Here is a 19773-nt window from a genome sequence, read left to right on the forward strand (position 1 = left end):
ACCCCCTATAATAGAGCCCATTGCCCAGATGGCGAAATTGGTAGACGCACCAGCTTCAGGTGCTGGCGATCGAAAGGTTGTGGAGGTTCGAGTCCTCTTCTGGGCACCACTATTCCAAGCTTTCTTAGTACACGGGTAAGCTATACCCCTTTTACTTGCCTACGCCAAGCATGTAGCAGCGGCTCAGTGTAACCATTGGGTTGCTCGAGTCCTTTAAAGATCAAATCACTGGCTGCCTGAAAAGCGAATGAGTCTTTGTAATTTGGCATCATTGGTTTGTAGAGGGGGTCGCCTGCATTTTGCATATCAACAATGCTAGCCATCCGTTGCAAGGCTTCATTTACCTCATTTACAGTCACAATTTTGTGCAGTAACCAATTGACGATATGCTGACTAGAGATACGTAATGTCGCGCGATCTTCCATTAATCCAACGTTGTAAATATCCGGCACCTTCGAGCAGCCAACACCTTGATCAATCCAACGAACCACATAACCTAAAATACCTTGGCAATTATTATTAAGCGCCTCGCGAATCTCTTCTTTAGTCCAATCTGGATAGAGCGCAATTGGCACAGTCAATAAATCATCCATTAACGATTCATACTCAGCTGCAGTATCTTTTTTCTCCATGTCTTCTTGAATTTTCGCCACATTGACTTGGTGATAGTGCATAGCATGCAAAGTAGCAGCTGTGGGTGAAGGCACCCAAGCTGTATTGGCACCAGCCTGAGGGTGGGCGATTTTTTGCTCTACCATTTCTCGCATGAGGTCTGGTGCAGGCCACATGCCTTTACCAATCTGTGCGCGACCCCGTAGACCACAATCTAAGCCAGCCAAGACATTGCGGCGCTCATACGCATTGAACCATTTGCCGACCTTCATCTTGCCTTTACGGACCATGGCACCGCCATACATACCAGTATGAATTTCATCGCCAGTACGATCTAAAAAGCCAGTGTTAATAAAAGCAACGCGTGCACCAGCTGCCGCAATGGCAGCTTTAATATTGACGCTCATGCGCCGCTCTTCATCCATGATGCCTAATTTGACGGTGTTCTCTGGCAAGCCAAGCAATTTCTCAACACGGCTAAAGAGCTCGCTAGCAAATGCAACTTCTTCAGGACTGTGCATTTTAGGCTTAACAATGTATACAGAACCTTTACGGGTATTGCCAATCGCTTGTGCTGCTGGGCGATTAATATCATATAAAGCAATTAATACGGTCACGACTGCATCTAAGATGCCTTCGTAAACTTCCTTACCTTCACTAGTAATGATGGCAGGATTTGTCATCAGGTGACCAACGTTACGCAGGAATAATAGTGATCGGCCATGTAAGGTCACCAAGCCATCTTTTGCATTTACTGCGCCAATACCGGCTTTGTATTGACGATCTGGATTGAGGCGGCGGGTAAAAGTTTTGCCACCCTTACTCACCTCTTCAACTAAGGTCCCTTTGAGAATACCTAACCAGTTCTCATAAGCGAGTACTTTGTCATCGGCGTCAACAACCGCTACTGAATCTTCCAAATCCAGAATGGTAGAGAGCGCGGCTTCTAGTACGACATCATTTACACCAGCTAAATCACTAGCACCGATGGTTTTCGTCTTATCAATTTCAATATCAATATGAATACCATTATTGCGTAGTAAAACAGATGAAGGTGCGGAAGGATCACCTTGGTAGCCCACAAACTGTTTTTCATCAAGCAAGCCAGTAGTGCTACCATCTTTTAACTTTACCGCCAGTTTATTGGCTACCACGGTATAAGCCACCACATCGCTATATGAAGCTTTAAGCAAAGGTGCAGCCTGATCTAAAAACTGCCGCGCATAGGCTACAACCTTAGCGCCACGAATTGGATTGAGCGCTCCGCCTTTGGTAGCACCATCCTCTTCAGACAAAACATCTGTACCGTAGAGCGCGTCATACAAAGAGCCCCAACGAGCATTAGCTGCATTTAAAGCATAGCGCGCATTGAGCACAGGAACAACCAACTGGGGGCCCGCTTGGAGAGCAAGTTCATCATCGACGTTCTGAGTAGAAGCCACTACATTGGCTGGTATCTCATCTATATAGCCAATTTCTTTTAGATACTGGCGATACGCAGGCATATCTTTGATTGGGCCTGGATGAGTTTGGTGCCATTTATCTAAATCACGCTGGATTCGATCACGCTTGGCCAGCAATGCGTCATTAATTGGGGTTAAGTCTTTAACAATTGCGGCAAAGCCCTTCCAGAAGTCAGCACTTTTAATCTGCAGACCTGGTAACACTTTATCCTCAATAAAACGGTAAAGTGAATCGGCAACCTGCAAGCCAAAACAGTTAATACGTACAGTCATGATAAAAACCTTTAAATAAATCTCACAATAAAAATAGCCTATAAATTACACATTACCGCTTAATGCGTCGCCTCAAAAGGATGGTGCACCAAAATGGTTTCATCGCGCTCTGGCCCAGTCGACACCATGGCAATGGGTTTGCCAACGACCTCTTCAATACGACGCAAAAAGTGTTGTGCCTGAATTGGTAGGCGGTCCCAATTTTGAATACCAACAGTACTATCTTGCCAACCTGGAAAATCTTCATAAATCGGTTCACATAAAGCTACTGCCTCTGCACCCCGCGGCAATACATCGAGCTCTTTGCCCTCCAAACGATAACCCACACATAAGCGGACCTGCTCAAGGCCATCGAGCACATCTAATTTAGTGATACATAAACCAGTTAGCCCATTAATCTGAATTGAGCGCTTTAATGCGGCCGCATCAAGCCAACCCGTGCGACGCGGACGGCCTGTTACTGAGCCAAACTCTTTGCCCACTTCAGCTAAGCGGATGCCAACTGGGTCTTGCTTCGCAGGATTATCGAAATCATAAAGCTCACTAGGAAATGGGCCAGCGCCCACTCGGGTGCAATAGGCTTTGGTAATACCCAAGATATATTGCAAAGAATCAGGCCCTACTCCAGAACCCGCGGCTGCATTCCCCGCCACACAGTTACTCGAAGTTACATAAGGGTAGGTTCCGTGGTCAATATCGAGCAGCGTACCCTGAGCACCCTCAAATAATAAATTTTGCCCAGCTTGTTCGACTGCATATAAAGCACTAGAAACGTCGGTAACCATCGGCTTAAGGCGCGCTGCATAACTCATGGCCTCAGCTAAAGTAGCTTCATAATCAACGGGGCTCGCTCCGTAGTAATTGGTTAAAACAAAATTGTGATATTCCAAATTTTCACGCAATTGCGCGGCAAATTTTTCGGGATAAAACAAATCTTGCACACGCAAAGCACGGCGGGCTACTTTATCTTCATATGCGGGGCCAATGCCACGTCCGGTAGTGCCAATTTTCGCTGCCCCCCGTTTTTTCTCGCGGGCGTTATCAATTGCGACGTGATACGGCAAAATTAACGTCGCTGCTTCAGAAATACGCAGGCGATCGCAGACATTTAATCCGGCGGCTTCGAGCTCACCAATTTCTTTAAAGAGTGCTTCAGGCGATAGCACAACACCATTACCGATATAACAAATGACCTGCGGATGCATGATTCCCGAAGGAATTAAACGCAAAATGGTTTTTTTATTACCGATAATTAAAGTATGTCCCGCATTATGGCCACCTTGAAAGCGCACGACGCCAGCAGCATGATCAGTTAACCAATCGACTACCTTGCCTTTGCCTTCATCACCCCATTGAGTGCCTATTACCACCACATTTCGGCCGCGTTTGGCTGACCTGGGTTGGCCAGGGTTTTGCTTACTTTGCTGCTGAGACATATTCAATCCAAATTTGATCAAGACGGGCTATTTTACCGACCTTAATGGGCTTACCACCCAGTTTTTACCTTGCTGAACCAATTCTCGATCACACTGGAATTGGGAACTTAAAAGTTCCTCCCCCACCTTGATCTGAATCACCACTTCGCCAGCCTCCCTTAATTGGGAAATTTGGGCCAATAAAGCCGCATCAGAAAGCCAGGGTGCACGTATTACCGGCCGCAGAGCGGATGCCTTAGAAAGACTTGCTAAGGTCAACAAATCGAGTGAAAACCCAGTTGCGGGGCGCGCGCGCCCAAAAGCAGCTCCAACCTGATCATAGCGACCACCCCGCGCAATGGGCTGAGCTAAGTCAGCAATATAAGCCGCAAACGTCACCCCAGTGTGGTATTGATAACCCCGTAAATCTGCTAAATCAATACTCATTTCGGTAGTAGGCGCGAGCTCAGTCATTGACGCGAGCAACGCTTCTAATTGCAATAAAGATTCCTGTACTTGAAGATTATTTGGCAAAGCAAATTCACCTTTGCGGGCCTTTTTTAAAACCTCGCTACTCGGTCCATTTAAATGCGTTAGTGCTAGCAAGGCTTTAGCACAATCGGTGGGCACTGCTTGCGACCAGGCCACCAAACTGGGGCGATCTTTACTTTGCAATAAGCCATATACAGTTTGCATATCTGCAGGCGTTAGCGTTACGCCCTCTAACACGCCAGCCAATACTCCGGCATGCGATAAATCGAGATAGACCTGTTCTTGCCCAGCCAAACGCAGGGTTTGCAATAAAAGTGAAATCGCTTCAGAATCAGCATCCAAACTAGCGCAACCATAAATTTCCACGCCCAATTGCACCTCTTCGCGCGACGCACTAGTAATGCTGGCGCGGGCATGGACAACCGAGCCCGCATAACATAGGCGGGTTACGCCATCTCGATTTAATAAATGCGCATCGATCCGAGCAACTTGGGGTGTCATATCAGCCCGCAAGCCTAAGGTACGCCCTGAGAGCTGATCAACTAACTTAAAGGTTTGTAAATTAAGGTCCGCACCAGTACCCGTTAACAAAGAATCGAGAAACTCGATTAAGGGTGGGGTCACCAACTCATAGCCATAAGATTGATATAAATCGAGCAAGCGACGACGCAAAGCCTCTACTTTGGCAGCCTCAGCTGGCAAAATATCAGCAATATCTTCAGGTAATAACCAACGGTTCATGCCTAATATTATGGCTCAACTATGCTTGATGATGGGCAATGCTGGGGAATCTCGCAGAACTCTGAGTCTGCGGCCTTTTAGGCCCTAAAGAGCGGGTCGTCTTATTGGCTCTTTTTATGCAAAAACTTGAAGAACTCACCACTGGGTTCAACCACCATCAAGTCTTTCTTATCTTTGAAAGAGCTGCGGTATGCCTCCAAACTGCGATAAAACTGAGCAAATTGGGAATCCCGACCAAACGCTTCGGCATATAAGGCGGTCGCCTTCGCATCGCCAGCGCCTTTAATTTTTTGCGCATCCCGATACGACTCAGCCAAAATAACATCGCGCTGGCGCTCGGCATCGGCACGAATTTTATCCGACTCAGCTGCGCCCGTAGAGCGCAATTCATTAGCTACGCGTTTGCGTTCTGCTTCCATGCGTCGATACACTGAATCGCTAATTTCAGCCAATAAGTCGACGCGCTTTAAACGCACATCAACAATTTCAACACCAATATCGGCAGAATCATCGGCTACTTTCTTACGAATTCCCTGCATCACTTGTTCGCGCTGCTCAGAAATAAGTTCACGTACGGTGCGCTTCGTAAACTCTTCATTCAAAGCTGAACGAACTAGCTGATTTAATCGATCGACCGCTAAACTTTCATCACCTCTAAAACTCACAAAAAACTTACGCGGATCAACAATGCGCCACTTCACATAAGAATCAACCAAGAGATTTTTCTTTTCGGAGGTAATGAAACGCTCAGCTTCAGGATTATCGATCGTTAAAATGCGGCGATCGAAAAAGCGCACATTCTCAAATGGGGCAGGAAACTTAAATTGCAAACCAGGGTCTTGAATTACCCGCACAATTTGACCAAAGGAAAATACCACCGCAAACTGCCGTTGGTCAACAATAAAAATACTGGAAGCCAATAAATAAATAATGGCAATGAGCCCAATTAAAGCAGCAAGTACGCGATTCATATTCATTAGCGGGCATCCCGATCGCGGCTGCGTAAGCCATCGCGTTTATCAACCGAACTATTACTGCCGCCCGTTGCCGCAGAGCCAGACGCAGGCTGTGCTGGTGAAACCGTGACCGAGCCCGTAGCTGGCAAACTAGGTACTCCAGTAGAGCTACCAACCGAACCCGAACCCATGCTGCTATTGGGTGCTGCCGCAGCCGCCTGGGCACTTTCAGCACTCACTTGCGCGGCAATTTTATCGAGGGGCAAATACAAGAGACTATTACTCTTAGTGGTATCGACCAAAATTTTCGTTACATTGCTATAGACTTCCTTCATCGTGTCGATATACATCCGATCACGCGTGACTTGAGGTGCCTTTGCATATTCCGTCAAAATTTGTTTAAAGCGGGTGGCATCACCATCAGCAGTTGCAATGACTCGTGCTTTATAGCCTTCAGCCTCTTGCAGTAAACGTGCGCCAGTACCTTTAGCGCGCGGAATAATATCGTTTGCGTATGCTTGACCTTCGCTCTTCAAACGCTCAGCATCTTGACTGGCTTTGACGGCATCATCAAATGCGGCCTGAACTTGTTCGGGGGGTTGCACATTTTGCACTGTCACGCTCGTAATATAAATACCGGTTTTATAACTATCTAAGATTTTTTGAATTGAGATAGCTAAGTCAATGGCAATTTTTTCACGCCCCTCATAAAGCACGGTATCCATTTTGCTGCGGCCCACAATTTCCCGAATTGCCGTCTCAGCAGCCTGTGTTACCGCAATATCCGGATTACGATTATTAAATAAATAATCTGTCGGATTTTTTAAACGATATTGCACGGCGAATTTCACATCAATAATGTTTTCATCTTCGGTCAACATCGATGCATCTTTTAAGTTAGTTGACTTAATTAAGACTGGACGCCCTACTTCAACCGAACGAACGCCCGATAAATTTACAATTTCTTGCGCCTGAATGGGCCAAGGCATACGCCAGTTAATGCCAGGCCCAGCGGTGTAACTGTATTTACCAAAGGTGAGAATCACACCCGCCTGACCTTCTTGAATAATAAAAAAACCACTTAATAACCAAAACAAGACCGCACCAGCTGCAATAAAACCAAAGCTTGCCTTGCTGGAAAAGGGATTCGTAAAATTAAAATTAAATGGCGCTTGGTTTTTACCGCCGCCACCATTATTCGAGGGCTTATTAAATGGCGCTTTATTTGGCGATGAATTGCCAGAATTATTTGTAGTACTTTTGGGGCCTTTTTTACCACCAAAAAAATTATTCAGGCGATTATTGAAATCGCGCCAGAGCTCATCCAGATCGGGCGGCCCATCGGTGGGTCGCTCAGGTGGCTTGGATGGTGGTTGTGGGCTGACTGTGGGTATATTTTCTGGGCTATTTCCTGGAGCTCCCTCAACGACTGGCGGCTTAGTTTCGCCTGCAGGCGTACCTTCGCCATTGCCAGAGTCTTTAGCATCATTGCTGTTGCTACTATTGCCCCAGCCTGGGTCTTTTACTGAAAAAAGTGCAAGCAGTTTATGCATTATGTGGCGAATAGCTACGGGAAGGGAGGGGATTAAATTCGGCAGAGTCAGGTCGATCGGTTAAGGGAGCTAATAAATCAGTGGCGTTAGTGTGATTTTTGGCTCGGTCATCTTGAGCCCTAATTCTATCAGCCAATTGGGCATGTTCGCCTAAAGCACTACGGAGTAAGTCAAGGCCCAAGCTAGCCTGTGCTGAAAGGAAAATTTGGTTGGGTAAGCCATTATTATCCCTCTTGACAATAGGCCCATGGGCAAAGGTTTCAGGCATTAAATCAATTTTATTCATGATTTCTAGGCGCGGAATGTCAGTAGCCCCAATATCTTGCAAAACCCGCTCAACTTCAGCCCGTTGTTCGCGTGAAACTAAGCTAGCTGCATCAATCACATGCAAAATTAAGTCGGCATGAATCGTTTCATCTAGGGTTGCTTGAAAAGCTTCTACCAATTGATGGGGCAAGTCGCGAATAAACCCCACCGTATCGGACACTACAATCGACCCCGTCTCAGGCAGATGCACTTTGCGTGAAGTGGTATCGAGGGTGGCAAACAATTGATCGGCCGCATAGGCGCCAGCCTTTGTTAAAGCATTAAAGAGCGTTGATTTACCCGCATTGGTATAGCCCACCAACGATACTGAGAAAACTTCTTTGCGACTGCGTGAGCGGCGTTGAGTTCGTTGTTGCCGCTGTAACTTCGCCAATTCAAGCTCAAGTCGCTTAGCACGTGTAGCCAACATGCGCCGATCTAACTCCATTTGGGTTTCACCTGGACCGCCCCGTAAGCCAATACCACCCTTTTGCCGCTCTAAGTGACTCCAAGCCCGCACTAAACGCGACATGCGATAACGCACATGGGCTAACTCAACTTGGGTTTTACCCACATGACTTTGCGCCCGTTGGGCAAAGATATCTAAAATTAACCCGGTTCGATCGAGCACATGGCGCCCCAAGTGGCGCTCTAAATTGCGTTGCTGACTAGGCGATAAAGGATGATTAAAAATCGCCAACTCCGCTTCTTGCTCTTCAAGAATGTGCTTCAGTTCGTTAGCTTTACCAGACCCAATAAATAAAGCAGGATCAGTTTTGCCGCGGCGCCCAATGACATTAGCCACTGGCAATGTTCCTGCGCTTTCCACCAATAAAGCAAGTTCTGCCATGCTTTCGGGAAAATCAGCTAAGCCAGTATCAACGCCGACTAGCACCGCTCGCACAGCGTCAATACTAGTTTTATGCAGAGGGCTCTTCCTCATCTAGGCGAAAAGTCACTGCGCGGGCAGGAACGATAGTAGAAACAGCATGTTTGTACACCATTTGCGTCACCGTATTGCGCAGCAAAATCACATACTGATCAAATGAATCAATATTGCCTTGCAATTTAATGCCATTCACGAGATAAATCGAAACAGGCACATGCTCTTTACGCAAAGCATTGAGAAAAGGGTCTTGCAACATCTGACTTTTATTATTATTCATACCGCTCCTTTAAGCACTAATGGGAGTCTTGATTTTTTCAAACTCAAAACAGAATCTTATTATCGCTTCTTCTTTTTGTCATCATCAACGTAAGGGTTACGATTGGTGCGTAATTCAATACGCATCGGTGTCCCACGGAGACCAAAAACCGCCCTAAACCGCCCTTCTAGAAAGCGTTTATAGCTATCTGTAACGCCAGAAAGGCCAGTGCCATGAATAATCACAATTGGCGGATTCATGCCCCCTTGATGTGCATAACGCATTTTCGGACGCCCCATCCCCACCCGTTTAGGCTGCTGATGTTCAATAGCCTCAATCAAAATTCGCGTTAAACGCGGGGTGGGCATCTTCGTCGTGGCCGCTTTATACGCAGCATCAACATCTTTGAACAGTTCTTTTAGACCAAAGCCCTTGCGCGCTGAAATCGTATGAACATTGGCAAAATCGAGAAAGCGCAATTTTTGCGCAATCTCTAAACGGCAACGCTCTTTCACATAAGCGTCGACGCCATCCCATTTGTTTACTGCCACCACTAAGGCTCGCCCGGCTTCAACAATAAACCCAGCAATATGGGCATCTTGCTCAGAAATATCTTGTTGAGCATCCAGCATCAAAATCACCACATTGGCGTCGGCAATGGCTTGCAAGGTTTTCACGACTGAAAATTTTTCAATCGCTTCAAACACTTTACCGCGACGCCGCAAGCCAGCGGTGTCAATCAAAATATAGGGGCGACCAGCACGTTCAAAGGGTACTTCAATGGCATCGCGGGTTGTGCCAGGTTGATCAAAAGCAATCACCCGCTCTTCGCCAATCAGTTTATTTATTAATGTCGACTTACCTACATTAGGACGACCCACCACAGCAATCTTGAGCGGTTTATCTGCACCCAGCACCTCAGCCTCATCATCCTCTTCAGGCACACCCAAGTCATCCAACGCATCCTCAATTAAGCTGCGCACGCCTTCACCATGAGCTGAGGAAATCGGCATGGGATCACCCAGACCTAACTCATGGAAGTCAGCGGTAACAACGCCCGCTGACATACCCTCGGTTTTATTTACTGCCAAAATAATCGGCCGTCCTGTTTTACGTAAGAAATCGGCAATGACACGATCTTGGGGGGCCAAACCTAAGCGCCCATCAACCAAGAAAATCACCACATCCGATTCCGCTACTGCTTGTTTAGTTTGCTTGGCCATTTCCGCGACGATGCCAGTTTTCGCTACAGGCTCAAAGCCACCGGTATCAATGCAAATGAAACCGCGACTACCTAGGCGTCCATTGCCATAATGTCGATCACGGGTTAAGCCAGAAAAATCAGCCACAATTGCATCGCGTGAGCGCGTTAAGCGGTTAAACAAAGTCGATTTACCTACATTAGGCCGACCAACAATTGCAATGACAGGTTTCATGGGACAAGTTTCATAAAGTAAACTTTATTTAGGTTGATAGGCAACTAATTTACCGCCTTGAGACTGCACTAGAACTAGGCCACCGGCGACCACTGGGGCCGACGCAATGGGTGAGGTATCGTGCCGAATGCGCGCCACAATCTCGCCATTCGCCTGTGAGATAGCGTGTAAATAACCTTCAGCGTCACCAAATAACAGCACTCGCCCGATGGCGGTAGGCTCACCTAAGTCACGCCAATTGAGCTTGCTCGTTTCCCAAACCTGCGTTCCGTCTGCGCTCTTAAAAGCCGCTACTTGCGATTTTTCATTGCTTGCAAAAACCAGTTCAGGGCCCTGCGCAGTGCCGGTGTAACTCGAAAAATCCTTAGACCAAATTAAATTTCCCGTACGTACCATGCTACAACCGATCTTGCCTTGATACGATACGGCGCATAATTTATCACCCTCCAAGCTTGGCTTGGCGGATACATCATTTAAACGCTCAATTTCAGAAAATCCTTTTGGAAAAGAAACCGATGTTTCCCAAATCAGGGCCCCATTATTTACCCCAATCATGCCGAAGCGGCCACTCGATAGGCCTGTCACAATTACTTCATTATTAACAAGCAGCATGCCATAACCTACACGCAATGACAGTACCGACTGTTGGCGCTGATAAAACCAACGGCGCTTCCCTGTGAGTACGTCTAAGCCCATAAAACGATTATCGAGCGTGCGAATCACTACGGTGCCAGCGGCCACTATGGGCTCAGTTAATACTTCACTGCCAACTGAAACTGACCACATATTTTTTCCGGCTTCATCAAAGGCATAAACCATCCCCTTAGCTGAAACCGCCACTGTCGTTTTGCCATCCGACCCTGGGCCTACAGCTAGCCTATCGGGCACGCTCACTTCCCAAATCGTTTTACCAGTTTGTAAATCTAGTCTTACTAATTTGCCACTAGCAGAAGCAGCATAGACTGAATTGCCAGCTACCATCGGATCAAAATAATAGGGTTCGGACGAGCCAACATTCGCTGCCCAAATTTCTTTCATTTCAAATTGATTAGTCACTGCCGTCAGATCGTTAGGCTTGCGAGTTCGCGAAGAGCCCGAGCATGCCAGCATTGAACATACTAGCAAAGCGAGTAAAGCAAATAAAGCCCTACGCATTAAACACCACCTACAGCATCCAGTTTTACCTTTAATAAGCGGCGGCTTTCATCGGGCAATTCTTTTGCTTGCAGCATCATTTTCCACGCGGTTTGATAATTCGTGCGCGCCTCAGCTATTTTTTGTTGTGATAAATACCAATCGCCACGCCGCTCTATCCATAAAGCCTCAAAGCCACTAACTGGTTTTTCTTTTAATAGTTGGTCGGCTTCAGTTATCGCCGCATCACCGCCCTGTTCAATTAATTGGGCTACCAAGCGCATTTTGGCTACCCCTGCATATGCAGAATCGGTTGCTTTAGTACTTGTCCAGCGTAAATAGCTTAGCGCCTTTGCTGTATCGCCTGCATCTGCAGCAACTTTTGCGCCAACTAAACCCGACATGGCCGCATAACTTGTACGTCCAAATTGATTTTGCAAATCGTCTACTGCGCGAAAGATTTGTTCTTTATCACCTTTGCCCACCGCACTCAACATGGTGCCGTACAGTTTTGAGGCCTCCATTGCTTGATTATTTTTCCACCATTGCCAACCACTATAGCCCGCATAAGCTAATAAAATAGCAGTTAATAAGCCAGTCAATAACTTGCCATACTTTTTCCAAAAGTCTTTAAAGTTATCTAAATGTTCTTGTTCTTCTAGGTCCAGTGGCATAACAATCCGTAAGGTAAACGTAAATTAAATAAATGAGTAAAGTGGGATCAAGGGCAGGCTATTTTATTCCGAAGCAGAAACTAAGGCTTCAATCATGGCATCCAAGACCTGATTTAGCGGAACTGCATATTGTTTACCCAACCCGCGTAAGTCTTTAATTTGGGCTTCACCGCGCGCCAATTCATCAGGGCCAATAATTACAGCAAAGGCGGCACCACTCGCATCGGCTTTTTTCATTTGGGATTTAAAGCTTGCCGCTTGGCCATCGGGGGCACAAAATAAAACAACATCCATGCCAGCACTGCGCAATTGTTCAGCAGCAATAAAAGCGGCCGTTAAGGTTTCACCACCCTGATGTAAAACATACACATCACACACTGCCTCGGCTTCGGGGACTGATCCTGAGATGGCCATTAGTTCAAGCACGCGCTCAATGCCCATCGCCCAACCACAAGCGGGTGCCGCTTTACCCCCCATTCGTTCAACCAAAGGATCGTAACGCCCACCCCCAGCAATAGTGCCTTGCGCCCCAAGTTCAGTAGTGACCCATTCAAACACGGTGAGGTTGTAATAATCTAAGCCGCGTACTAACCGCGGATTAATTTTGCAGGGAATATTCTGGGCTTTTAATAAAGCCTGTACCGCAGCAAAGTGTTGTAGCGATTCTGCGCCAAGAAAATCGAGTAAACGTGGCGCTTGTTCAAGCAGTTCTTGCATTGCTGGATTTTTAGAGTCTAAAATTCGCAGGGGATTAGTCAGTAAACGACGCTGCGAATCTGCGTCTAAGGCTGCAGTATTTGCCGTGAAATACTCGACTAAAGCTTCACGGTGGGCAGCGCGCTCAGCTGCTTGGCCCAAAGAATTTATTTCAAGATGTACGCCCCGTAAACCTAACTCATCCCAGAGTCGTTGCCCCATGACGATAATTTCAACATCGATGTCAGGACCCGCAAAACCTAAGGCTTCAACCCCAAATTGATGAAACTGTCGATAGCGCCCACGCTGCGGACGCTCGTGGCGAAACATGGGTCCCATATAGCATAGGCGTTTAGGTCCGTCGTACAGTAAATTATGTTCAATGACTGCGCGCACAACTGCGGCGGTTCCTTCGGGTCGCAAAGTGAGTTGCTCTCCATTCAGGCGATCTTCAAAGGAATACATCTCTTTTTCTACAATGTCGGTAACCACGCCAATACCGCGCTGAAAAACTTCAGTAGCCTCAACAATCGGGGTGTTTATTAACTCATAACCGTAAGCGCGGGTTAAATCGTGCAATATTTTTTCTAAATGCAGCCACTGCTTTGCCTCAGTAGGCAAGCGGTCATTCATACCCCGCACGCCCGCTAGTTTTTGAATTTTTTGCGCACTCATTTTACGTATTTAGCTTGCCGAGCTACCATAGTGTGACTTCACATAGTCTTCTACAATCACCTGAAACTCTTCGGCAATACCGGTACCACGTAAGGTTTTCACTTTGACACCATCAACAAATACTGGTGCCGCAGGGGCTTCCCCAGTGCCAGGCAACGAAATACCGATATTGGCATGCTTGCTTTCACCGGGTCCATTCACAATACAACCCATCACCGCCACATTCATATTTTCAACTCCTGGATGCGATTTTTTCCAGACTGGCATTTGTTGGCGCAAGTAAGATTGAATTTGGGCTGCTAATTCTTGAAAAGTCGTACTGGTCGTACGCCCACAACCAGGACAGGCAATGACCATAGGCGTGAAATTCCGTAAGCCCATGGTTTGTAAAATTTCCTGAGCCACGATCACTTCATTTTCGCGCGGTGCACCAGGGTCAGGTGTCAGTGAAACCCGAATGGTATCGCCAATCCCTTCTTGCAACAAAATGCCTAAAGCCGCGGTCGATGCCACAATCCCTTTACTACCCATGCCTGCCTCGGTTAAACCTAAATGCAAAGGATAATTGCAGCGGCGGGCTAAATCGCGATACACCGCAACTAAATCTTGTACACCACTCACCTTGCACGACAACATAATTTGATTTGGGCTCATACCTAATTCAACTGCCTTAGTGGCCGATTGCAAGGCTGACTGAATTAAAGCTTCAATCATCACTGCTTGCGCTGTTTTAGGCTCAGCAAGCATTGCATTTTCATCCATGATCTGGGCTAACAGCGCTTGATCTAAGCTACCCCAATTCACGCCAATCCGAATTGGCTTGTGATAACGGCAAGCGACTTCAATCATTTGGGCAAATTGCGGATCGCGTTTAGCACCCTTACCCACATTACCCGGATTAATGCGGTACTTTGATAACGCCTCTGCACAGGCTGGAAAATCGTTTAGCAAAGTGTGGCCGTTGTAGTGAAAATCACCAATCAGCGGGGTAAAAATACCCATCGCATCTAATTTTTCGCGCACGTAAGGCACGGCTGCGGCAGCCTCAGGCGTATTGACCGTAATACGCACTAATTCAGAACCGGCACGCGCCAATTCTTTTACTTGAATCGCGGTACCAAGTGCATCAACCGTATCGGTATTGGTCATTGACTGCACGCGCACTGGTGCATCTCCGCCCACGGTAACATGTACATCTTGCCAAGATACGGTTGCCTGCAAAGAACTGCGCCGCGGCGCAGGGCCGAGGGGCAGACAAGCAGAATCAGGAGTAGTACGCATATCCATCCTGTTAATAATTAACGTTCCAACCATTGCACAATTTGCTCGCCCAGTGCTGCATCAACCGTGCGCTCACGAACTTTAGTGCGGTCAATAATATCGCCTGCGAGCTGTCCGCAAGCTGCTGCAATGTCATCACCACGGGTTTTGCGCACCGTCGCAATCATGCCCGCTTCTTGCAAGATATTACTAAAGGCAAAAATCCGTTGCGGCGAAGAGCGAGTTAAGCCCGACTCAGGAAAAGGATTAAACGGAATTAAATTGATTTTGCAACGAATGCCTTTTAGTAATTGCACCAACTCTCGTGCCTGCGCATCTTGATCATTGACTTCATTAAGCATGCAATATTCGAAGGTAATAAAGTCGCGCGGTGCATAAGGTAAATAGCGCTCACAAGCGGCTAGCAATTCTTTCAGGGGATATTTTTTATTCAGCGGCACTAGCTGATCGCGTAAGGCATCATTCGGCGCATGCAAAGACACGGCTAAAGCCACTGGGCAATCCTGTGCCAAGCGATCCATCATTGGCACTACCCCCGAAGTTGAGAGGGTCACTCGACGGCGCGATAAACCATATGCGTGATCATCTAACATTAAACGTAAGGCCGGCAAGACGTTATCGTAATTGAGGAGGGGCTCACCCATACCCATGAAGACTACGTTTGATACCACTCTACCCTCGTGAACATAACCTGGAGTGGGATATTCTTCAATGCGTTTAATGGCGTTAGGGTCGGCGCGCAAATGATGCTCAGCAAACCAAAGCTGGCCAATCATTTCACCCGTGGTTAAATTCCGCGAAAAACCTTGATATCCAGTTGCACAAAAAGAACAATTCACCGCGCAACCTGCCTGCGAAGAAATACATAAGGTACCGCGATCATCCTCAGGAATAAACACCATTTCTACGGCATTACTGCCGCCCACATCTAGCAACCATTTACGGGTGCCATCCGTCGCTAGCGCTTCATTTAAAACAGGTAGCGCACAAACTTCGGCCTGCTCGCTTAGAGTCTGGCGAAACCCCTTGGCTAAATCGCTCATGAGAGCAATATTGCCAACGCCGCGTTGATGCACCCAATTCAGCAATTGTTTTGCCCGAAATGGCTTTTCATGCAGACCCACAATGTACGCCTTCATTGCCTCGGCGTCTAAATCTAAGAGATTGATGCGGGGTGAATTCACATTAACGATTAAAAATAGTCATGCCAGGAAAAAAGAAGGCAATTTCTACCGCAGCAGTTTCAGGGGCATCAGAGCCATGTACTGAATTAGCATCAATACTGTCAGCAAAGTCGGCGCGAATCGTACCTTTATCAGCTTTCTTTGGATCAGTCGCGCCCATTAACTCACGATTCTTTGCAATGGCGTTTTCACCTTGCAATACTTGAATCATCACCGGACCAGAAATCATGAACTTGACTAAGTCGTTAAAGAAAGGCCGCTCTTTATGCACAGCATAAAACTGCTCAGCTTCCGATTGCGATAAGTGCGCCATTTTCGAGGCCACTATTTTGAGCTTAGCCGCTTCAAAACGCGCGTAGATTTGCCCGATGACGTTTTTAGCTACTGCGTCGGGTTTAATAATAGATAAAGTGCGTTCCATTGCCATGCATAACTCCAGTACTGAATCAAAGATCGTAAAAAGCAGTGTTAGAGCCCCAAAAAGGGCATCCTTGCTGCAGATGCTGAAAGCTGCGTCGCTTAGCAACGCCCACAGAATTATACATCCCTAGACCATCTTACCTTTAAGGGTAAATTAGCTAAGTGATTGAATTTACAGGGGATAACCCCTTTAGCAGTACTATCTTTACGAAAGCCCTTGAAATTAACCTATTTTGTCTATACTTAATACACAAGCCAATTTTTGGCTTAGTTAATTTAACAATGAAGGGGTCTCAATGAGCGATTTAAACTCTTTTGGCTTTGGACAGTCTGGTTCTGTAACAAGTCTGCAAATCCGTAACCGGGTTTTGCGCAATACCTATGCTTTGCTTGCTCTCTCGATGGTGCCTACCGTCATTGGCGCTTGGTTGGGAGTTGCAATGGGGTTTGTACCTTTTGCTGGTAGTCCTTTCTTAGGTTTCATCGTCTTTATGGCAGTTGCCTTTGGCTTCTTCTGGGCAATCAATAAAAACAAAGAAACCGGCATCGGTGTTTTGCTACTGCTAGGCTTTACCTTCTTTATGGGTCTCATGCTGTCAGGCCTAATTGGCTTTACCCTCAGCAGCTATAGCAATGGCGCTACCTTAATCATGCTTGCCTTTGGCGGCACTTCCTTAATTTTTGCCACCATGGCAACTATTGCAACTGTTAGCAAAAGTGATTTCCAAGGTATGGGCAAATGGCTCATGGTTGGCGTATTGCTCCTCATCGTGGCTTCCTTGGCCAATATCTGGTTGCAATTACCTGCACTCATGCTGACGGTGATGATTCTAGCAATTGCCATTTTCTCAGCCTTTATTTTGGTTGATGTGCAACGCGTTATTAATGGCGGCGAAACCAACTATGTAATGGCTACTCTAGCCATCTACCTTGATGTCTATAACGTCTTCACCAACTTGCTGGCTTTATTTGGCATTATGGGTGGGCAGCGCGATTAGACTCAATTAGCGACTGCTTACGCTAGCAACTAAAAAGCACCTTTCGAGGTGCTTTTTTTATGCGCTTATTTTTTCTCAAACACCGCAATCGATTCAATATGTGAAGTGTGAGGAAACATATTCACGATGCCAGCCTTAGTCAACTCGTAGCCAGCTTCGCCCAAGAGGATTGCAGTATCGCGCGCTAGCGTCTTCGGATTGCAAGAGACGTAAACAATACGTTTGGGTAGAAAGGATAAGGCGGTAGCATCGCCGGCGAGGCAATTCTTTTGTAGCTCTCCTAAGGCTTGGCACAGGGCCATCGCCCCCTCTCTAGGGGGATCAATTAACCAGCGGTCTGCTGGCCCCCATGAACGCACCATCACTGCATCAGCTGTAAATAAATTGGCCAATTGAAACTGAGCCATATCAGCCAACCCATTATGTTCTGCATTACTATGCGCTCGCAGAGTTAAGGCGTTGTTACCCTCAATCCCCAAAACTGCTTTGGCTAAACGCGCTAAGGGTAAAGTGAAATTACCGATGCCACAAAATAAGTCCAGTATTCGTTCATGGGCTTGTGGTGCCAACAAGCGCATTGCCAGGCCTACTAAAGCACGATTCATCGCATGATTCACTTGGGTGAAGTCAGTGGGTAAGAAAGGCATTTCAAGCCCAAATTCGGGTAGTCGATAACTTAAGCCACCCTCAGTAGGATGAAATGGTTTGGCAGTATCGATGCCGCCAGCTTGTAACCACATCCATACAGAGTGCATCTCAGCAAAGTTACGTACCAGATCAAGATCAGCAGAACTCAGTGGCGCCATGTGGCGCATCACCAAAACTGTTACCGGCTGAAATGCATTGGTGGTATTACCCTCACCTACTGCTAATTCAAATTGCGCAATTTCATCGGGAATCGAGAGTGCGTTCACCAAATCCCGCAAAGGAAGTAATAAAGCCGAAACCGGCGGGGGCAATATTTCACAAGCTAGCATGTCGGCCACATACCCGCTATTGAATTCATGAAAGCCCACTAGGGCAGTACCTTTTTTAATCGAGCGATTCACTACACTTAAACGCGCCCGTTGCCGGTAAGCCCAATTTGGTCCATTTAAGGGGCGAAGTATTTCTGCTGGTTTAGCACGGGCAAGATGCCAGAGATCATCCTCTAAAACTCTTTGCTTCATCGAAATTTGTGCAGCCATATCAAGGTGTTGCATGCTACAGCCCCCGCAAATTCCAAAGGCTGCGCAACGCGGCTGAGTCCGAAATACCGCGGGCTTGAGGATGTGGATGACTTTGGCCTTGGCAAAGCGGGCTTTATCACGGGTAATTTGATAGCTAACCAATTCGGTTGGCAATGCGCCACGAATAAATAGCACCTTGCCAGCTTCGCCAGCAGGCGCATCTAGGGCGGGTGGCAGCCTGGCAATGCCCTGCGCTTCTAAATCAAGTGATTCAATCCAAATTGGCTCACTCACTAGCTCAGACATGCCGCAAGTACTTAAGCGGCATCCGCAAAACCAGCAAGGTATTCCTGCCAAGCTGCGCCGTGTGGCTGCTTCGATTCCTCTTGTAGATAGGCGCGCACAAACCGTAATTCTTCGGCATATTCTGCGGGAGAAAAACCGCCTCGCATTAATTGAAAGCGGCAATACATTAAATACGTGTTCACGACGTCGGTTTCGCAATAGCTGCGAATCTCAGGTAAGCGACCCTCTTGATAAGCGCCCCAAACTTGGCTACCATCCATGCCCATTTTTCCAGGAAAACCACAGAGTTTTGCTAAGCTGTCTAACGGTGCATTGGCGCGCGGATTAAATTTAGCCAAAATATCCATCATGTCAAGATGCCGTAAGTGATACCGCGAAATATAGTTATTCCATTTAAAGTCGCGGCTATCGCTGTCTTGGCTTTCGCCCATCTCCCAGTAACGTGCGGCTTGCACTTCCTGAACCATGGCGCGGTAATGCAAAACCGGCAAATCAAAGCCGCTACCATTCCATGAAACTAATTGCGGCGTATATTTTTCAATTAAATCGTAAAACGCCTGAATTAAAGTTTTCTCATCGTCACCCACTTCGCCTAAAGATCCCACTTTAAATTGCGGTAAACCTTCTTTAGTGGTACGACGAATCACGCATGAAATCGCCACAATTCGTTGTAAGTAGAGCGGTAGAAAATCACTTCCCGTTTTCACAGTTCGTGCTGCCATCGCTAACTGTGCTACCTCGGCATCAGCAATGGTAGTTGGGTAATCTTCTAAACGGCGTAAACCAGCCACATCGGGAATAGTCTCAATATCAAAGACCAAAACGGTTGCACCGACACGCATGA

General features: G+C 47.0%; 17 protein-coding genes and 1 tRNA gene. 2 read left to right on the plus strand and 16 right to left on the minus strand.

Annotated elements, in window-relative coordinates:
* Nucleotides 1-22: 22 nt before the first annotated feature.
* Nucleotides 23-109: transfer RNA gene (locus tag LZT22_RS03665), tRNA-Leu, on the plus strand.
* 31 nt (nucleotides 110-140) lie between these two features.
* Here LZT22_RS03665 and LZT22_RS03670 read toward each other — a convergent pair.
* The 14 genes from LZT22_RS03670 to ndk form a co-directional block, all read right to left on the minus strand.
* Entirely contained in the window at nucleotides 141-2348 is a 2208-nt protein-coding gene (locus LZT22_RS03670; protein ID WP_233923693.1) for a malate synthase G, read from the minus strand.
* Nucleotides 2349-2407: 59 nt separating this feature from the next.
* Nucleotides 2408-3784 (minus strand): adenylosuccinate synthase, encoded by a 1377-nt coding sequence (locus LZT22_RS03675; RefSeq protein WP_233923694.1) that lies wholly within the window; start codon nucleotides 3782-3784, stop codon nucleotides 2408-2410.
* A gap of 27 nt (nucleotides 3785-3811) precedes the next feature.
* Entirely contained in the window at nucleotides 3812-4996 is a 1185-nt protein-coding gene (locus tag LZT22_RS03680; protein ID WP_233923695.1) for an ATP phosphoribosyltransferase regulatory subunit, read from the minus strand.
* A gap of 101 nt (nucleotides 4997-5097) precedes the next feature.
* A complete protein-coding gene (gene hflC, locus LZT22_RS03685; protein ID WP_233923741.1) occupies nucleotides 5098-5967 on the minus strand; it encodes a protease modulator HflC in 870 nt (289 codons plus the stop codon).
* A gap of 5 nt (nucleotides 5968-5972) precedes the next feature.
* Nucleotides 5973-7505, minus strand: coding sequence for an FtsH protease activity modulator HflK (gene hflK, locus LZT22_RS03690; protein WP_255698819.1), 1533 nt, complete (start codon nucleotides 7503-7505; stop codon nucleotides 5973-5975).
* Nucleotides 7498-8754 carry a GTPase HflX gene (hflX, locus tag LZT22_RS03695; RefSeq protein WP_233923696.1) on the minus strand — a complete coding sequence of 419 codons (1257 nt, stop codon included), beginning with the start codon at nucleotides 8752-8754 and terminating at the stop codon, nucleotides 7498-7500. Before hflX ends, hflK begins: the two co-directional genes overlap by 8 nt.
* Nucleotides 8732-8977 carry an RNA chaperone Hfq gene (gene hfq / locus LZT22_RS03700; protein ID WP_233923697.1) on the minus strand — a complete coding sequence of 82 codons (246 nt, stop codon included), beginning with the start codon at nucleotides 8975-8977 and terminating at the stop codon, nucleotides 8732-8734. The genes hflX and hfq overlap by 23 nt, the downstream gene beginning before the upstream one ends.
* A 59-nt stretch (nucleotides 8978-9036) precedes the next feature.
* Nucleotides 9037-10392: a ribosome biogenesis GTPase Der gene (gene der, locus LZT22_RS03705; RefSeq protein ID WP_233923698.1), complete on the minus strand. Its 1356-nt coding sequence runs from the start codon at nucleotides 10390-10392 to the stop codon at nucleotides 9037-9039.
* 24 nt (nucleotides 10393-10416) lie between these two features.
* Nucleotides 10417-11547, minus strand: coding sequence for an outer membrane protein assembly factor BamB (gene bamB, locus LZT22_RS03710; RefSeq protein WP_233923699.1), 1131 nt, complete (start codon nucleotides 11545-11547; stop codon nucleotides 10417-10419).
* Nucleotides 11547-12200, minus strand: a complete 654-nt coding sequence (locus LZT22_RS03715; RefSeq protein ID WP_233923700.1) for a tetratricopeptide repeat protein — start codon at nucleotides 12198-12200, stop codon at nucleotides 11547-11549. Before LZT22_RS03715 ends, bamB begins: the two co-directional genes overlap by 1 nt.
* Before the next feature lie 63 nt (nucleotides 12201-12263).
* On the minus strand, nucleotides 12264-13571 hold the full coding sequence (hisS, locus tag LZT22_RS03720) for a histidine--tRNA ligase (RefSeq protein ID WP_233923701.1): 1308 nt from the start codon (nucleotides 13569-13571) through the stop codon (nucleotides 12264-12266).
* A gap of 9 nt (nucleotides 13572-13580) precedes the next feature.
* Nucleotides 13581-14858, minus strand: coding sequence for a flavodoxin-dependent (E)-4-hydroxy-3-methylbut-2-enyl-diphosphate synthase (ispG, locus tag LZT22_RS03725; RefSeq protein WP_233923702.1), 1278 nt, complete (start codon nucleotides 14856-14858; stop codon nucleotides 13581-13583).
* 11 nt (nucleotides 14859-14869) lie between these two features.
* Nucleotides 14870-16036 (minus strand): 23S rRNA (adenine(2503)-C(2))-methyltransferase RlmN, encoded by a 1167-nt coding sequence (gene rlmN / locus LZT22_RS03730; RefSeq protein WP_370635182.1) that lies wholly within the window; start codon nucleotides 16034-16036, stop codon nucleotides 14870-14872.
* Between the two features lies 1 nt (nucleotide 16037).
* Nucleotides 16038-16463: a nucleoside-diphosphate kinase gene (gene ndk, locus LZT22_RS03735; protein WP_233923703.1), complete on the minus strand. Its 426-nt coding sequence runs from the start codon at nucleotides 16461-16463 to the stop codon at nucleotides 16038-16040.
* A 289-nt stretch (nucleotides 16464-16752) separates the two neighbouring features.
* Between ndk and LZT22_RS03740 the strand changes: the two genes are divergently transcribed.
* Nucleotides 16753-17454, plus strand: a complete 702-nt coding sequence (locus tag LZT22_RS03740) for a Bax inhibitor-1 family protein (RefSeq protein ID WP_233923704.1) — start codon at nucleotides 16753-16755, stop codon at nucleotides 17452-17454.
* Nucleotides 17455-17519: 65 nt separating this feature from the next.
* Here LZT22_RS03740 and rlmD read toward each other — a convergent pair whose 3' ends face one another.
* Together rlmD and LZT22_RS03750 are read right to left on the minus strand one after the other, a co-directional pair.
* Nucleotides 17520-18929, minus strand: coding sequence for a 23S rRNA (uracil(1939)-C(5))-methyltransferase RlmD (gene rlmD / locus LZT22_RS03745; protein ID WP_233923705.1), 1410 nt, complete (start codon nucleotides 18927-18929; stop codon nucleotides 17520-17522).
* Nucleotides 18930-18940: 11 nt separating this feature from the next.
* Nucleotides 18941-19771: a 3'-5' exonuclease gene (locus LZT22_RS03750; RefSeq protein WP_233923706.1), complete on the minus strand. Its 831-nt coding sequence runs from the start codon at nucleotides 19769-19771 to the stop codon at nucleotides 18941-18943.
* Nucleotides 19772-19773: the final 2 nt, after the last annotated feature.

The organism is Polynucleobacter sp. IMCC 29146, assembly GCF_021395195.1.
In the GTDB taxonomy this organism is placed as follows: domain Bacteria; phylum Pseudomonadota; class Gammaproteobacteria; order Burkholderiales; family Burkholderiaceae; genus Polynucleobacter.

Bases quoted from the DNA above. Each gene is read 5' to 3' on its own strand.
- LZT22_RS03740 (WP_233923704.1), top strand. From the start codon at position 16,753: ATGAGCGATTTAAACTCTTTTGGCTTTGGACAGTCTGGTTCTGTAACA.
- der (WP_233923698.1), bottom strand. From the start codon at position 10,392: ATGAAACCTGTCATTGCAATTGTTGGTCGGCCTAATGTAGGTAAATCG.
- LZT22_RS03750 (WP_233923706.1), bottom strand. From the start codon at position 19,771: ATGCGTGTCGGTGCAACCGTTTTGGTCTTTGATATTGAGACTATTCCC.
- ispG (WP_233923702.1), bottom strand. From the start codon at position 14,858: ATGGATATGCGTACTACTCCTGATTCTGCTTGTCTGCCCCTCGGCCCT.
- bamB (WP_233923699.1), bottom strand. From the start codon at position 11,547: ATGCGTAGGGCTTTATTTGCTTTACTCGCTTTGCTAGTATGTTCAATG.
- hisS (WP_233923701.1), bottom strand. From the start codon at position 13,571: ATGAGTGCGCAAAAAATTCAAAAACTAGCGGGCGTGCGGGGTATGAAT.
- hflK (WP_255698819.1), bottom strand. From the start codon at position 7,505: ATGCATAAACTGCTTGCACTTTTTTCAGTAAAAGACCCAGGCTGGGGC.
- hflC (WP_233923741.1), bottom strand. From the start codon at position 5,967: ATGAATCGCGTACTTGCTGCTTTAATTGGGCTCATTGCCATTATTTAT.
- LZT22_RS03675 (WP_233923694.1), bottom strand. From the start codon at position 3,784: ATGTCTCAGCAGCAAAGTAAGCAAAACCCTGGCCAACCCAGGTCAGCC.
- hflX (WP_233923696.1), bottom strand. From the start codon at position 8,754: ATGAGGAAGAGCCCTCTGCATAAAACTAGTATTGACGCTGTGCGAGCG.
- LZT22_RS03670 (WP_233923693.1), bottom strand. From the start codon at position 2,348: ATGACTGTACGTATTAACTGTTTTGGCTTGCAGGTTGCCGATTCACTT.
- hfq (WP_233923697.1), bottom strand. From the start codon at position 8,977: ATGAATAATAATAAAAGTCAGATGTTGCAAGACCCTTTTCTCAATGCT.
- LZT22_RS03680 (WP_233923695.1), bottom strand. From the start codon at position 4,996: ATGAACCGTTGGTTATTACCTGAAGATATTGCTGATATTTTGCCAGCT.
- ndk (WP_233923703.1), bottom strand. From the start codon at position 16,463: ATGGCAATGGAACGCACTTTATCTATTATTAAACCCGACGCAGTAGCT.
- LZT22_RS03715 (WP_233923700.1), bottom strand. From the start codon at position 12,200: ATGCCACTGGACCTAGAAGAACAAGAACATTTAGATAACTTTAAAGAC.
- rlmD (WP_233923705.1), bottom strand. From the start codon at position 18,929: ATGTCTGAGCTAGTGAGTGAGCCAATTTGGATTGAATCACTTGATTTA.